Source organism: Lysobacter avium (assembly GCF_015209745.1).
GTDB lineage: Bacteria > Pseudomonadota > Gammaproteobacteria > Xanthomonadales > Xanthomonadaceae > Novilysobacter > Novilysobacter avium.
In genome coordinates, this window is record NZ_CP063657.1 from 970,056 (window position 1) to 984,992 (window position 14,937).

12 protein-coding genes are annotated in these 14,937 nt (G+C 62.0%); 10 read left to right on the forward strand and 2 right to left on the reverse strand.

Features of this window, described 5'->3' with window-relative positions; translation table 11 throughout:
• Positions 1-104: 104 nt before the first annotated feature.
• The gene (sodB, locus tag INQ42_RS04410) at positions 105-683 is read right to left on the reverse strand and encodes a superoxide dismutase [Fe] (protein WP_194035317.1); all 579 of its coding nucleotides are present in this window, start codon (positions 681-683) and stop codon (positions 105-107) included.
• 145 nt (positions 684-828) lie between these two features.
• Between sodB and grxD the strand changes: the two genes are divergently transcribed.
• The 5 genes from grxD (at position 829) to ppnN (ending at position 7,442) form a co-directional block, all read left to right on the forward strand.
• Positions 829-1,149, forward strand: coding sequence for a Grx4 family monothiol glutaredoxin (grxD, locus tag INQ42_RS04415; RefSeq protein ID WP_194035318.1), 321 nt, complete (start codon positions 829-831; stop codon positions 1,147-1,149).
• A complete protein-coding gene (locus tag INQ42_RS04420) occupies positions 1,146-1,889 on the forward strand; it encodes an SDR family NAD(P)-dependent oxidoreductase (protein WP_228064432.1) in 744 nt (247 codons plus the stop codon). The genes grxD and INQ42_RS04420 overlap by 4 nt, the downstream gene beginning before the upstream one ends.
• Before the next feature lie 10 nt (positions 1,890-1,899).
• The gene (locus tag INQ42_RS04425; protein WP_194035319.1) at positions 1,900-2,493 is read left to right on the forward strand and encodes a MarC family protein; all 594 of its coding nucleotides are present in this window, start codon (positions 1,900-1,902) and stop codon (positions 2,491-2,493) included.
• Between the two features lie 183 nt (positions 2,494-2,676).
• A complete protein-coding gene (locus INQ42_RS04430; protein WP_194035320.1) occupies positions 2,677-5,949 on the forward strand; it encodes a TonB-dependent receptor in 3,273 nt (1,090 codons plus the stop codon).
• Between the two features lie 110 nt (positions 5,950-6,059).
• On the forward strand, positions 6,060-7,442 hold the full coding sequence (gene ppnN, locus INQ42_RS04435; RefSeq protein WP_194035321.1) for a nucleotide 5'-monophosphate nucleosidase PpnN: 1,383 nt from the start codon (positions 6,060-6,062) through the stop codon (positions 7,440-7,442).
• A gap of 3 nt (positions 7,443-7,445) precedes the next feature.
• Here ppnN and INQ42_RS04440 read toward each other — a convergent pair whose 3' ends face one another.
• Positions 7,446-8,468 carry a sensor histidine kinase gene (locus tag INQ42_RS04440; protein ID WP_194035322.1) on the reverse strand — a complete coding sequence of 341 codons (1,023 nt, stop codon included), beginning with the start codon at positions 8,466-8,468 and terminating at the stop codon, positions 7,446-7,448.
• Between the two features lie 153 nt (positions 8,469-8,621).
• On the opposite strand from INQ42_RS04440, the gene INQ42_RS04445 reads away from it, so the two are divergent.
• From INQ42_RS04445 to INQ42_RS04465, 5 genes are read left to right on the forward strand one after another with little or no spacing between them, the layout of a single operon-like run.
• Positions 8,622-9,182 (forward strand): GspH/FimT family pseudopilin, encoded by a 561-nt coding sequence (locus INQ42_RS04445; RefSeq protein WP_194035323.1) that lies wholly within the window; start codon positions 8,622-8,624, stop codon positions 9,180-9,182.
• The gene (gene pilV, locus INQ42_RS04450) at positions 9,179-9,664 is read left to right on the forward strand and encodes a type IV pilus modification protein PilV (protein WP_194035324.1); all 486 of its coding nucleotides are present in this window, start codon (positions 9,179-9,181) and stop codon (positions 9,662-9,664) included. Before INQ42_RS04445 ends, pilV begins: the two co-directional genes overlap by 4 nt.
• A complete protein-coding gene (locus INQ42_RS04455; RefSeq protein ID WP_194035325.1) occupies positions 9,661-10,644 on the forward strand; it encodes a PilW family protein in 984 nt (327 codons plus the stop codon). The genes pilV and INQ42_RS04455 overlap by 4 nt, the downstream gene beginning before the upstream one ends.
• Positions 10,641-11,165 (forward strand): pilus assembly PilX family protein, encoded by a 525-nt coding sequence (locus INQ42_RS04460; RefSeq protein ID WP_194035326.1) that lies wholly within the window; start codon positions 10,641-10,643, stop codon positions 11,163-11,165. Before INQ42_RS04455 ends, INQ42_RS04460 begins: the two co-directional genes overlap by 4 nt.
• 12 nt (positions 11,166-11,177) lie before the next feature.
• Positions 11,178-14,867: a PilC/PilY family type IV pilus protein gene (locus tag INQ42_RS04465; protein WP_228064433.1), complete on the forward strand. Its 3,690-nt coding sequence runs from the start codon at positions 11,178-11,180 to the stop codon at positions 14,865-14,867.
• The last annotated feature ends 70 nt before the right edge of the window (positions 14,868-14,937 follow it).

A 14,937-nucleotide genomic window follows, 5' to 3' on the forward strand; every position in this document is an offset into this window, starting at 1 on the left:
CGCGCCGCCTTGCTTCGAGCGTAGCGCGGCGGCCCGAGAGCGGGACCTGCAAAAAAAACGGCCGGATTTCTCCGGCCGTTTCGATCCGACACGTAGCGTGCGGCTTACTTCAGGTTCGACGCCACGAAGTCCCAGTTGACCAGCTTCCAGAACGTTTCCACGTACTTCGGCCGCGCGTTGCGGTAGTCGATGTAGTACGCGTGCTCCCAGACATCGCAGGTCAGCAGCGGCGTGTCGCTGCCGGTCAGCGGCGTGTTGGCGTTGGAGGTGCTGACCAGCGCCAGCGAACCGTCGGTGCGCTGTACCAGCCAACCCCAGCCGGAACCGAAGGTCTTGACCGCGGTATCGCTGAACTGCTCCTTGAAGGTGGCGAAGTCGCCGAAGGACTTGTTGATCGCCTCGGCCAGCTTGCCGGTCGGCTCGCCGCCGCCGTTCGGGCTCAGGCAGTTCCAGTAGAAGGTGTGGTTCCAGACCTGGGCGGCGTTGTTGAACATCCCGCCCTGCGACTTGCGGATGATGTCCTCAAGCGGCATGTCGGCAAACTCGGTCCCTTCGATCATCTTGTTGAGGTTGTCGACGTAGGACTTGTGATGCTTGCCGTAGTGGAAGTCGATGGTCTCGCCGGAGATGTGCGGCTCCAGGGCGGTGCGTTCAAACGGAAGCGGTGGCAGTTCGATGGCCATTGGCGGGCTCCTTGCAGGCTGGCGGGGGAGACGACGGCACCCGGTGGGGCCGCCGACAGTGATGAGGTATTACAATTGGCCATTCTATCCCCACCTCCGTTTCCGGGCCGTCAATGCCGGAAGCACCATTGCAGGAGCCGCGCCCATGTCCGTGATGGACCAGATCCGGGCTGCAGTCGAAGGCCATGCGGTCGTGCTCTTCATGAAGGGCACGCCGCAATTTCCGATGTGTGAATTTTCCAGCCGCGCGGTACAGATCCTGCAGGCGGCTGGCGGCGCAGCCATGCACACCGTCAACGTGCTGGAGGAGCCGGAAATCCGTGCCAATCTGCCGCGTTACTCCAACTGGCCGACTTTTCCACAGCTGTTCATCCATGGCGAGTTGATTGGCGGCAGCGACATCACCGCCGAGCTGGCCGAGTCGGGTGAGCTGGCGCGGATGTTGAGCGAGGCACTTCCACAGTGAACGCCCTGTTGGACACGATTCCTGGCGACGCCCTTGCCGGTCGCGTAGTGCTGGTGACCGGCGCACATGGGGGTTTGGGTAACCAGGCCGCCATCGCCTGCGCCCGCGCGGGCGCACAGCTGGTGCTGTCCGGCCGCAAGGTGCCGCGCCTCAACCGGGTGTACGACGCGGTGGCCGCTGCAGGTCTGGAACCGGTGCTGTACCCGCTGGATCTGGAAGGCGCCTCCCCGGATGATTACGCGCAGATGGCGGAGCGGATCGGCAACGAGCTGGGCCGACTGGACGGGGTGCTGCACTGCGCGGCCGACTTTGCCGGGCTGACGCCGTTGCTGCACACCGATCCGGCGGCCTTCGCGCGCGCCATCCACGTCAACCTGACCGCGCCGTGGTGGCTCAGCCAGGCCTGCCTGCCGCTGCTCGCCCAGGCACCGGACGCTGCGCTCGTATTCGCGTTGGACGATCCGGCGCGGGTGGGCAAGGCGTTCTGGGGCGGCTATGGCGTTGCCCAGCACGGACTGGCGGGTCTGGTGGGCATGCTGCACGCCGAATTGGCAAGCACCACGGTGCGCGTGTCCGGCCTGCAACCCGGGCCGATGCGCACCGCTTTGCGGGCGAAGGCGTACGTGGAGGAGGACGTTCAGCGCGCGGCCGATCCGGAGCGGTACGCACCGGCCTGCGTAACCCTGCTGTCGGGCGCCGGCGTGGCCCATCGCGGCCAGGTCTGGGCTCCAGTGGGTTGACCTGCCGCCCATGACCATCACCGCGGCCGCCCTTCTGCTGTTCCTGATCCTGGATCCTCTGGGCAATATCCCGATCTTCCTGAGCATGCTCCGCACGTTGTCGCCGGAGCGACAGCGCTACGTGCTGGCGCGTGAGCTCCTGATTGCGCTGGGCGTGTTGATGATCTTCCTGTGGGGAGGCAAGTACGCCCTGGAAGCCATGCACCTGCGCCAGGACTCGGTGTCGATTGCCGGCGGCATCGTCCTGTTCCTGATCGGCATCCGGATGATCTTTCCCCCGCCAGAGGGGCTGATGGGAGAGTTGCCCGACGGTGAACCCTTCATCGTGCCGCTGGCCATTCCGCTGGTGGCCGGGCCTTCAGGCATGGCTGCGGTGCTTCTGCTGGGCAGCAACGAGCCCGGTCGCCTGATGGAATGGAGCCTGGCGCTGCTGATCGCGTGGGGCGCCACGGCGGCGATCCTGTTCTCGGCCACCTACCTGTACAAGCTGCTGGGCATGCGCGTGTTGACCGCGGTCGAGCGCCTGATGGGAATGCTGCTGGTGGCGATTTCGGTGCAGATGTTCCTCGACGGTCTGGTCGGGTATTTGGGCATCGCGGTCTGAGGCAAGCACGCACGCCGTGCCGTTTTCGTCATTGGCCGGTAACACGCGCAAGCTATCGTTTCTCCGTGTTAAACTGCCGTTAACCGGCGACGCAGTCGGTTTTTTACATCCCAGCGATCCGGAAATCATGCCAGCGACCTGTCGCTGGACGTGCCCGTTACCCACGCCCGAGGCCCTTTTGCCATGACCCACCCCAGCCGCGTCCGGTTGTCCAAGCTCACTTTGGGACTGCTCGTCGTCCTCGCTTCCGCCCCCGTCTTTGCCCAGAGCACGTCCGCCGGCCTCGGTGGCCAGGTCGTCGGTGCTGATGGCCAGCCGGTCGCCGGTGCGGAAGTCACCATCGTCCATGCCGAGTCGGGCACGGTGAGCCGCGTCACCACCGATGCCAGCGGTCGCTACAACGCCCGCGGTCTGCGCGTCGGTGGCCCGTACACGGTGACCATCAACAAGGCGGGTGCAGGCAGCCGGTCGCAGGACGACATCTACCTGCCGCTGAACCAGGTCGCGACCGTCAACGCGCAGCTCAACAATGACGTGACCACCCTGGGCTCGGTCCAGGCCGTGGCGACGATGGGCGGCTCGGAGATCTTCAGCGCAGAGAAAATGGGTACCGGTACCAACGTCACCCGCGAGACGATTGACGCGCTGCCCTCGGCCAACCGCAACATCCAGGACTACATCCGCCTGGATCCGCGCATCTCCCAGATCAGCAAGGCGGACGGCGCGATTTCCGCTGGCGGCCAGAACACCCGATACAACGCGATCCGGATCGACGGCATCAGCGCGTCGGACCCGTTCGGCCTGGAGTCCAACAACCTGCCGACCGAGCGCCAGCCCGTCTCGATGGACGCGATCGAAGAGATCACCATCGATCTGGCCAACTACGACACCACCATCAGCGGCGGCACCGGCGCGGTGGTCAACGCGGTCACCAAGTCGGGTACCAACGAGTACCACGGCACGGTCTACTACACCTACCGCGACAAGGACCTGGTCCGCACGCGCCTGGAAGGCGACCGCGGGGATTTCAACGGCTTCAACGATGAACAGACCTACGGCATGACCTTCGGTGGGCCGATCGTCAAGGACAAGCTGTTCTTCTTCGCCAACTACGAGAAGTACGAGCGTTCGGCACCCGGCGTCGCGCTGGCAAGCACGCCGTTTGGCAAGGGTGACATCACTGCGGCTGACATCTCCACCGTGCAGAACCTGATGTCCGCCAAGGGTTACGACGTTGGCGGTCTGTCCGCGCCCGACAGCAAGACCGAGATCGAGGAGTACGCGGTCAAGCTGGACTGGAACATCAACGACAACCACCGCGCCGCCCTGCGTTACAACAAGATGGAGCAGGACGTGATGCGCTTCCCGGGCATCGGCACCGGCACCGTATCGCTGAGCAACTACTGGTACTCGCAGCCCAAGATCTACGAGACGTGGATGGGCGAAGTGTTCTCCGACTGGAGCGAGAACTTCTCCACCGAGTTCAAGGTCTCGCACAAGGACTACTCGGCCAACCGCGTGCCCAACGTCAACCTGCCGCAGATCCGCGTCAACGGATTTGGTGACAACAACGCGGCGTTGCTGTTCGGAACCGAGCAGAACACGCACGTCAACATCATCGAGAGCAAGGAGCTGAGCGCGTTCGGTGCCGCCATCTGGTACGCCGGCGATCACACCGTCAAGTTCGGCTTCGACTACTCCGACAACGACCTGATGAACTTCTACGGTCGCAACCTCAACGGCGTCTACGAGTTCAAGGATCTGGACGCGTTCGTTGCCGGCACGCCTTCGCGCTACCAGTTGCGGGCGCCGCGTCCGGGTGGCAGCCGCGCCGACATCCCGGCCAGCTTCACCCTCAAGAACACCGGCGTGTTCCTGCAGGACACCTGGGCGATCAACTACAACCTGAACCTGATGGCAGGGGTCCGCGTCGACATGCCGTCCTTCAGCGACCAGCGCCTGTACAACGCGCGCATCGAGCAGCTGTACGGCTACAACAACACCAATCTGGTGGACAGCAACCTCGTGCAGCCGCGCGTGGGCTTCAACTACACCTTCGACAGCGATCGTCCGACCCAGCTGCGCGGCGGCATCGGCCTGTTCGGCGGTGCGGCTCCCAACGTCTGGCTCGCTGGTGCGTACCAGAACACCGGCCTGAACTACGTCGAGTACGATCTGCGCGGCGGCCAGGCACCGACCTTCGATCCGTCCCAGCCGCCGTCCACCGCCGGCCTGACCCCGGGCGCGGCACGCCAGAACGTCGACCTGATCGAGCCGGGCACCAAGCTGCCGTCGGTCTGGAAGACCAACCTGGCCTTCGATCACGAGCTGCCGTGGCACGGCATCGTGGCCTCGGCGGAGTTGCTGTTCACCAAGGTCAATGACGGCATCTACTTCGAGCGCCTGGACGTGATGAACCCGACGTTCACCGGCACCATGGACGGCCGCGACAACTACTGGAACGCCGCCGGCCGTGACCCGGCCAACGCGGGCCGGTTCGGCATGGAAGCGGGCAGGATCGGTGGCAGCAATTGCAGCGCCGACGTGGTTGCCGCCGGCATGTGCCCGGACGTCAAGGCCAACCGTCCCGGCGACATCGGTGACGTGCTCCTGCTGCGCAACACCAGCAAGGGCAGCAGCTCGCAGGCGACGTTCTCGCTGAGCAAGCCGATGACCCAGAACTGGGGCTGGTCGCTGGGTTATACCTTTACCCAGGCCAAGGAAGTCAGCCCGCTGACCAGCTCGCAGAACACCTCGAACTGGGGCAACACGCTGATCTACAACGCCAACGAAAACGTGGCCTACGACTCGCGCTACGCAATCAAGGACCGCGTCACCGGAACCCTGCAGTGGCAGCACAACTTCTTTGGTGACAACACCACCAGCGTCGGCCTGTTCTACGAGGGCCGCTCGGGGCGTCCGTACAGCTACATCTACTACAACGACGCCAACGGCGACGGTGCCAACACCAACGACCTGTTCTACGTGCCGGCCGGCCCGGGCGACGTGATGTGGACTGGCAATGCCGACTCGACGCCGGCGCAGATGGAGCAGCAGTTCTTCGACTGGATGGCCGCGAACGCACCCGAGTTGCAGGGCCATCGTGGCAGCGTGGCTCCGGCCAACGGCTTCCGCGCCGGCTGGACCAACAGCTTCGACGTCCGCGTCAGCCAGGAACTGCCCGGCTTCTTCAAGGGCCACAAGGCCGAGCTCGCGCTGGACGTGATGAACGTTGGCAACCTGCTCAACAAGGACTGGGGCCTGATCGAGGACTACGGCTTCTACGCGACCCGTCGCGTGGTCAACTACGCCGGTATTGACCCGGTCACCGGCAAGTACGTCTACAACTTCTCCGGTTCCACCGACAATGCGCAGGTCCAGGAAAACAACAACGACAAGGGCAACACCGCCGTGTCGCGCTGGTCGATGATGTTGAGCTTCAAGTACAAGTTCTGATTCCGGTCAGGACGATGCACGACGGAAGCGGCCGGGGAAACCCGGCCGTTTTCATGTGTCTGCGTTAAAGTCGCCCGGTCAAGCGAAAAACAAGAAGGAAACACCCGCAAATGAGTCATCCCAGCAACGCCGTCCTGCCCACCGTCAACGCCCGGATCCATCCGCGCGGGGGGCTGGACATTCTTTCGCGCAAGGAAGTCGCGCGCCTGGCCGATGCGTCCAGTGGCGGCATGCACGATCTGCTGCGCCGTTGCGCGCTGGCGGTCATGACCAGCGGCAGCACCTCCGACGATCCGCGCGCCGCGCAGGAGCTGTATCCGAACTTCGACATCCAGGTCCACCAGCAGGATCGCGGCGTGCGCATCGACCTGCAGCACGCCCCGGCGATGGCGTTCGTGGACGGCGAGATCATCCACGGCGTGGCCGAACTGCTGGCTGCGGTCGTACGCGACCTTGCCTACCGCTCGATCGAGCTGGGGCAGGAGGGCGATCGCGACCTGCACAGCAGCGAGGGCATCACCGATGCGGTCTTCGGCCTGCTGCGCAACGCCCAAGCGCTGCTGCCCGCCGACCCCAACCTGGTCGTGTGCTGGGGCGGCCACTCGATCAACCGCGAGGAGTACCTCTATACCAAGGAGGTCGGCTACGAGCTGGGTCTGCGCGGGCTGGACATCTGCACCGGATGCGGTCCCGGCGCAATGAAGGGCCCGATGAAGGGCGCCACGATCGCCCACGCCAAACAGCGCAAGCGCCACATGCGCTATATCGGCGTCACCGAGCCGGGCATCATCGCGGCCGAGTCGCCGAACCCGATCGTGAACCACCTGGTGATCATGCCGGACATCGAGAAGCGCCTGGAGGCGTTCGTGCGTCTTGGCCATGGCATCGTGGTGTTCCCCGGTGGCGTGGGTACCGCGGAGGAAATCCTCTACCTGCTGGGCATTCTGCTGCGCGAGGAGAACGCCGACGTGCCATTCCCGCTGGTATTCAGCGGACCGACCAGCGCGGCGCCGTACTTCGAACAGATCGACCGCTTCATCCGCCTGACCCTGGGCGATGCGGCGACCCGGCGCTACCAGATCATCACCGGCGACCCGACCGCGGTCGCCCGGCGCATGGGGAACGGTGTCCGCAAGGTACGCGAGCACCGCCTGAACATGCGCGACTCGTTCTTCTTCAACTGGTCGCTCAATGTACCGCTGGAGTTCCAGCAGCCGTTCATCCCGACCCACGAAGCGATGGCGTCACTGGACCTGCACCACGGCCGCAAACCGTTCGAACTGGCAGCCGACCTGCGCCGCGCGTTCTCCGGCATCGTCGCCGGCAACGTCAAGGAAGACGGACTGCGTCGCATCGAGGAGCACGGCCCGTTCGAGATCCACGGCGACCCGGAGATCATGGCCTCCCTCGACGCATTGCTGCTGGCGTTTGTCGAGCAGCGGCGGATGAAGATCGCCGGTGACTACAAGCCCTGTTATCGCGTGGTGGCTTGACGCTCAGGCGGCTACAGGCAGCCGCACCGTGGCGATGAAGCGTCCGTCCTCGACCTGCGTCTGTACGCTGCCGCGACCGTCCGTCATCGCCTCGATCCGCACCTGCGACGCATTCAGACCGATCTGATGGCCGGGTGCCGAAGTGCTCCCGGAAGCGGGGAGGGGATTGCTGATCCGGACGATCACGTGCTCCGGCGTTGTCGTCACCCGCACATCCACGTCGCCCTGCGGGAGCCGCTCAACGCCATGACGCACCGCGTTCTCGACCAGCGGCTGGATGGAAAGTGCCGGGACCGTCACCGCTGGCAGCTCGCGCGGCAGGTGCCAGTGCACCGTGAGCCGATCACCAAATCGCAGCGCCTCGATTTCCAGATAGCGGCGCGCAAGCGACAGCTCATCCGCCAGCAGGATCTGCCGCGGTCCGCCCAGCGCGGCGCGGAACAGGTCCGCCAGGTCGAGCAGCAGACGCTCCGCCTCCTCCGGCCGCTCGTGCACCAGCGCCGCGCCGGTGTTGAGCGTGTTGAAAAGGAAATGGGGGCGGATGCGTGCCTGCAGTGCCTGCAGTTCGGACTGCTTGGCGCGCACGGCGTGCAGACGGCCACGCCAGTGGTTTTGGAATGCGGCTACTCCCAGGAAGCCAAAGGCGAGCGCAATTCCGGTCACGCGTGCTGTCAAGAGCATCCAACCGCTCGGCTCCATCGGCCAACTGCCACTGGCGAGTAGCCACGCAAGCGCGAGAACCACCCACGTGTCGAGGAGCAGAAAGGCCAGAACCACCCAAGCTAAACGCTGCGGACTCACGGTCCGCAGCCGTCTTTGAAGAAGAAATATCCACGAGAGAGTGATCAGCGAGACCCACTGGATCATCAGCGAGGCGAGGCCGAAATAAACGACCCGGTCTCCGTGAAGGCTGGGTGCCAGAGAGAGGATGATCGCCAGGCATTCCCCGGCAATCATCACCCACACGATCGTGGGAGCCTGCGAGAGGGTGTCGAGAGGATGCGTCGATGCTTCGAGGGTCTGCATACGCGGCAAGTATGGACAACTATCGGCGCCCGCGGACGAACAGATCGCGGTGACTCCCGCTCAGGCTCGGTTCCGGGCCGTCCATCGGAAAACGGTGGTGTCCGCGCATGGGCCCAGATACCGTCGTCAATCAGGAATCTCCGGGGAGGGAGAATGCACAGCAGGTACGCCCCTTATCCGCAGCGCCATCGGTCGCGGAGATCCTCCGGATTCACACTGGTGGAGCTTGTCATTACGGTTGTTGTGCTTGCGATTATCGCCGCGATCGCCTTCCCGTCATTTACGACGGTCCAGAACAGCAGCCGGATTACCTCACAGGTCAATTCGCTCGTCGCTGGCGTGCAGCAGGCGCGCATGGAAGCAGTTCGCTTGGGCCGCCCCGTTTCGGTATGCCGTTCCACGGACGGTGCAACCTGCGCAGGAGCAGGACGATGGGACCAGTGGCTGGTGTTGGCGCCGGCCTCTGGAGGGCAGCCCGCCGAAGTGCTGCAATCTTCGAGGGCACTTCCTAGCGTTCAGATAACCAGTGAAGTGCAACAGATCACCTTTGGGTCGAACGGGCTTGCACGCGGAGCGGACGGTGGCCTCCTCGCGACGACGCTGACTGTCTGCATGCCCACGACCAAGCCAGCGGAAAACCATCGGAGGCTCGCTATCGCGTCCGGTAGCCGGGTCTCCACAACCTCTATTGATGGTGCGGGTGCATGCCCATGAGACTTGCTCGTTCTTCGTTCAATCCATCCGTACCCCGATTTCAAGTCCGTGGATCCAGTCTTATCGAGGTGCTTATCGCGGTGCTGATCATGGGCGTGGGAATGCTCGGTATCGCGGCGATGCAGGCGACTGCCTTGCGGAACAGTCAGAGCTCACTGGAACGAGGCCAGGCGGTTGCCCACTCCTATGCCATTCTCGATGCCATGCGCGCGGACCGGGTCGCCGCGATGGGCAACGCATACAATTCCGCAACGTTGCTCTGTGCGGCTCCGGCTTCCGACGGATCCCTTGCCAACGCAAGTCTTGCTGACTGGATCGGCGGACTTGAAGCAACCTTTGGGAACTCGGACAGCACCTGCGGACAGGTCGAGTGCGCTGGGGCCGACTGCACGGTGACCGTTCAGTGGGACGACAGTCGCGCGGCCGACGGCGCCGCCGCGGGTAACAGCGAGCACCAACTCATTACGCGGGCAGTCCTATGAAACGATCGCGGATCTCCGCTGGACCGTCGCGCCGCCATGCGCGCGGCGTGACGCTTGTCGAGCTGATGGTAGGGCTGCTGCTAGGGCTGATGGTTACCGGCGCGGCCATCGCGATGTTTGTTTCAAATCGCATGACCTATCAAGCCACGGAGACATTGGGCCGTGTCCAGGAAAACGCGCGCATCGCTTTCGAACTGATGGCACGGGATCTCCGCGAGGCTGCGGGCAACCCCTGTGTCAACAATCTCCCGTTGGTGAATGTGCTCAATTCACCTGGCAGCAACTGGTTTACGGACATCAACGGATGGAACACCGCACTACTTGGGGCTGAGGGAGATTTTCCAGCGGCCGGAGCTCAGCCGGCAAACCGGGTGGCGGGAACCGATGCAGTACAGATCATGTCGGCTGCGGACAAGGTATTTACCGTCAGCGCGCATGACATCACTTCGCATACTTTCACTTTGAACGCGAATCACGGCTTCAGCAGCGGCGACCTTATCCTCGTATGCAATGCGCGCCAGGCCTCGATCTTTCAGTCTTCCGCTGCCTCCGGCAATACCATCCGCCACGTTTTCGGCGGTACCGCGCCAGGCAACTGCACGGGCGAGCTGGGCTTGCCGCAGAATTGCACCGCCGGCACTCCGTTTGCATACGCCGCGCCCAATACGGTGCTTGCCCGATTGCACGCAACCCGCTGGTACGTCGGTACGAATGGGCGCGGTGGAAGTTCCCTCTATCAGTCGAGGCTGCAGGGCGGCGCGGTCGTCAACGAAGAAATCGCAGAGAATGTCCTTGGCCTCCAGATGACCTACCTCCAGGCTGGGCAGAACAGCTATTTGCCGGCAAGCGGCATCACGGACTGGGGTCGGGTGCTCGCGGCGCGCATCCACCTGCAAATGCAGGGGGTTGAGCAGGTGGGTGGCAGCCCGGTCGTGCGCGACATGATCTATATCGCAGCATTACGGAATCGCAACACATGAACCGTCTGCAAAGCTTCCATACGGCAGCGCGTCAGGGTGGCGCATCGTTGTTTGTTGTACTGATGCTTCTCCTGATAATGACCCTGCTTGGCCTCGCCGCCTTGCGCGGTACGCTTCTGGAGGAGCGTATGAGCGCGAATCTTTACGATCGCAGTGTCAGTTTCCAGGCAGCGGAGGCTGCATTGCGCTTCGCTGAAACGCTCGCCGCAGCGCAGCCCGCGGGGGATGCGGTTTGCAGTAATGGTATCTGCTCCACACCTGTCGCGTCTGACCCGGACCGTTGGTTGAGCCCAGGCTTCGCAGGCTGGCGTGATGTGACGGCGGATCTCGAGTTGGGCACCATTGCTCCGCAAACAGACGTAATCGTCGAAAACATGGGGCTGGCACCCACCTGGCCTGGTTGCGATCGAAAGATCCCGATCGATGCCCTGTGCATGGCTCCGCGCTATCGCATCACCGCCCGTAGCTCGGAAGCCGGCCGCGCCGCCGTGTTCCTGCAAACTAATTTCATCGTGCGCTAAATGGAGTCCGTCATGTCTGGAAAGCGCCAATTTACGAATAGCCACGCCACTGGCTTCTTGGAGAAGCTTGGAGCCTGCGCGATCGCTTTCGCCGTCACATTCATGGCGCTTCCTGCAAGCGCGGGGATCAGCTTGCCCAGCGATCCGCTGACGACCGGAACCCGTGTTCCCGCGAACGTTCTGTTTATTCTGGATGATTCGGGATCGATGGCGTTCGAGACCATGGCTAATCCGGTAGTTAGCACGATATGTCTCAGAGCCGCCAAAGGCGCTTGTGTTAAAAATACGACGATTACCAACGAATCTTACGTGGGCAACACCGTATACTACGATCCGGCGATTACGTACCAGCCATGGTTGAACGCTGCTGGGGAAATGTTATCTGGCGGAACGAGCTACAACAGCGCCTACGCGGATTTCGACAACGCCTCAAACCCGATCGATCTTGCTGACACCGGCTCTTGTCAGACAGTAAAGCGGAATGGAGCAAATCGCACCGAGTGCGGTGGGGTGCAGACTTTCTATGTTCCCCAGGACCCGCTCCAAACTTCCGCAAGCTATCTGGGAGACGCGGCCAATTACTATCGCTACCAGATTCAGCGAAATGGAAACGTCATTCGCAGTGAGCCCGGTTCCGGCACTGTGGGAGTGGTTACTGCCCTGGATCAGCCTGTCGATCTTAAGAAGAAAGACGAGTGGAGCGAAAGCTACAGTTTCGATGTCCCTGAGGGTGCAGAGGATCTATCGGTTTCAATATCTCCAAAGGACGATGATGTTGAAATCTACGTTCGGCATGGGGGGGCGCCGGATAAGACCCACTATGATTGTAAGGATGACGGTGATGATGTCTGTTTTCAACCTAAGCCGAACGCAGGAACATGGTACGTGCGGCTCAAGACAGACGACGACGACAAGTACAAGGGAAGGATTCTAGTAACCTATAAGTACGGCAACAACTGCGATGGGTCGACGGGCTGGAGAAATTGTGTACCGGCCACGCCTACGGGTAGGAGTCCTGCGAGTGAGCGTGTCAACTTCGCAACGTGGTATTCCTACCACCGTACGCGTATGAAGGCGGCCAAGGCCGGCGCCAGTGCAGCGTTCAGCGGTCTAGGAACTAACGTTCGCGTCGGGTTCCGAACGATCTGGAAGCGCCAGCCTGGTGGCACCCGTCCAGCCAACGAGCCGAAGCACGCCGTCCCGATCCCTGTAGCTCACAACAATGGCTTGTTTGTCGATCCAAACGGGCCGGCGGGCAATAATAACAACCGAACCCAATGGTTCAACCGACTGCACAATGCTGTGGGGCAGAGTGGAACGCCGCTGCATGGGGCATTGCGGGACGCTGGAGAGTATTTTTCGTCCAACGCCGCAAATGGCCCATATGGTCCCGAGTCGGGATCTGATCAGCTTGCGTGCCGTCAAAACTTCTCGATCCTTACTACTGACGGCTATTGGAACAACTTTAGCAACTACGGTAGTGGAGTGAAGGTCGGCAATTCGGACGGAACTGCTGGCCAGAAGATCAGCGGGCCAAAGAACGATGACTATACGTACGCTCCTGCGGCTCCGTTCAAGGATGAGCTTTCAGATACTCTCGCGGATATCGCGATGTACTACTGGAAAACCGATCTGTCCAGTCTGACAAACATCGTGCCGACCAGCGTAGGCAACCCGGCGTTCTGGCAGCACATGGTCACCTTTGGTATATCCATCGGTCTACGCGGCACGCTGGATCCAGACAACGATCTCCCCGCACTTAAGGGTGGCACGCTCCAATGGCCTAATCCGTTGCCAACGGAGAACGCGACGCGAATCGATGATCTTTGGCACGCGTCTGTGAACGGCCATGGTACGTTCCTGTCTGCAAGCAATCCAAACGAGTTTGCCACTGGGCTCAAAGCCGCGCTCGCAACGATCACCGAGCGGGTGGGTTCCTTCTCCAACGTCACCGCAAACTCAACCACGCTTGATGCGGATACCGCGGTATTCCAAGCCAGCTACGTCTCTGGGGTGTGGACGGGCGAACTGCTTTCCTATCCAATCACCCAAACAGGCGTTTCTGTTACCCCGTCGTGGCGTGCTTCTGCCGGGATTCCCTCGTCCGGGCGAAAGATATTCACGTTCGACGGTTCCAGCGGTGTCAATTTCCCCACGACGAACCAGACGCAATTGCTGGCGCGCACCGGAGCAAGTAACTACCCGGTGACCGGCAGCGACAATGCCGACTATATCGCGGGCGCGCGCACTCTGGAGATCGAAAAGGGTGGTTCGCTGAGAAGCCGCAATCACGTGCTCGGTGACATCGTCAGTTCTTCTCCGGCGTACTCCGAGGAGACCAACACGGTGTTTGTTGGAGCCAACGACGGAATGCTCCACGCCTTCTCCGCTGCTACCGGCGCCGAGCTTTTCGCATACATCCCGGCTTCAATCAACTGGTCCGATCTCAGTACGCTGAGCCGGCCCGATTACGCGCATCGCTACTTCGTTGACGGGCCCGTGGTGGTGTCGGATAGAACGCAGACTCCGGGACAGAACCTGCTCGTCGGCAGTCTGGGTAAAGGCGGTAAGGGCCTGTTTGCCCTGGATGTGACCAATCCGCAGTCTTTCACAGCAAGCAACGTCTTGTGGGAGAAAGCCGAGACTCCATTGGGAAATATGGGGTTGGTGCAAGGCAAGCCCATCATCGCCAAGCTCAATAATGGCGTTACCGGTCTGATTGTCAGCAATGGCGTGAACAGTTCACACGATCGGGCGGTACTGCTTGTCTACAACCTCGCGACAGGCGAATTGCTTAAGGAAATTGACACCGCGGCTGGCTCGGCTTCTGCACCCAACGGCTTGTCGCCACCTGTAGGTTGGGATACTGACGGAAACGGGACGCTCGATTCCGTGTATGCGGGGGACCACTTGGGCAACGTCTGGAAGTTTGATCTGGGCGGGACAACCACATCGAGTTGGAAGGTTGCCAATTCAGGGGCTGCGCTGTTCAAAGCATCCAACGGCACCGGTGCGTCGCAAACCGCACAGCCGATTACCGGAGCGTTGACCGTGGCGATGCACCCCACTACCTATCAGACGTGGCTGTTCTTCGGAACAGGACGATTGATGACGGTAGGCGACGTGGAAAATCGGGATGTCCAGAGCATGTATGGACTTGTCGATACAGGCGCAACCGTTCTAAAGACAGCGCTGACCAAGCGAGATATCAAGCAGGTTGGGACCAGGGATGGCCGTCCGGTGCGGGGATTCGAAGCACAGACTCCGTTGCCTTTGGATAGCAAGGGCTGGTTCGTCGATCTGGTGACGCCTCCAAACACAGCGGAGGGGGAACGGATCGTGACGGATGCCCAGGTGGTTGGCAACGTGCTCGTGACCTCAAGCGTCATTCCGACTGCAAACGCGTGTGAGTCGGATGGCCGGGGTTACATCAACGCGCTTGACGCATTCACAGGTACCAGTACGGGGCCGTCGTTCTTCGATCTCAACAACGATGGGAGCTTTGATGATGAAACGATTGGCACTGGTGATAACCAGGTGCCGATCGGCTCTGTGGATCTGGGAGTAGGGATGCCAACGCTTGGATCGCTGCTTCGGGGCCGTATGGTCGTGGGAGGTTCAACTGGCGGTACTGCGAGCGTGCCCACGCGTGAAACGCGTAATGTGGGGCGCGTCTCATGGCGCGAAGTGGTCGGAGAATGATGATGCAGTGCAGCCCAGACAATCCCCGCCGATCGACGGCGGGGGAGGGAGGATTCACGCTCATCGAGGT

Coding starts and splice junctions, on each gene's coding strand:
- INQ42_RS04430 (WP_194035320.1), top strand. CDS start 2,677: ATGACCCACCCCAGCCGCGTCCGGTTGTCCAAGCTCACTTTGGGACTG.
- INQ42_RS04440 (WP_194035322.1), bottom strand. CDS start 8,468: ATGCAGACCCTCGAAGCATCGACGCATCCTCTCGACACCCTCTCGCAG.
- INQ42_RS04465 (WP_228064433.1), top strand. CDS start 11,178: ATGTCTGGAAAGCGCCAATTTACGAATAGCCACGCCACTGGCTTCTTG.
- sodB (WP_194035317.1), bottom strand. CDS start 683: ATGGCCATCGAACTGCCACCGCTTCCGTTTGAACGCACCGCCCTGGAG.
- pilV (WP_194035324.1), top strand. CDS start 9,179: ATGAGACTTGCTCGTTCTTCGTTCAATCCATCCGTACCCCGATTTCAA.
- INQ42_RS04425 (WP_194035319.1), top strand. CDS start 1,900: ATGACCATCACCGCGGCCGCCCTTCTGCTGTTCCTGATCCTGGATCCT.
- INQ42_RS04460 (WP_194035326.1), top strand. CDS start 10,641: ATGAACCGTCTGCAAAGCTTCCATACGGCAGCGCGTCAGGGTGGCGCA.
- INQ42_RS04455 (WP_194035325.1), top strand. CDS start 9,661: ATGAAACGATCGCGGATCTCCGCTGGACCGTCGCGCCGCCATGCGCGC.
- grxD (WP_194035318.1), top strand. CDS start 829: ATGTCCGTGATGGACCAGATCCGGGCTGCAGTCGAAGGCCATGCGGTC.
- ppnN (WP_194035321.1), top strand. CDS start 6,060: ATGAGTCATCCCAGCAACGCCGTCCTGCCCACCGTCAACGCCCGGATC.
- INQ42_RS04445 (WP_194035323.1), top strand. CDS start 8,622: ATGCACAGCAGGTACGCCCCTTATCCGCAGCGCCATCGGTCGCGGAGA.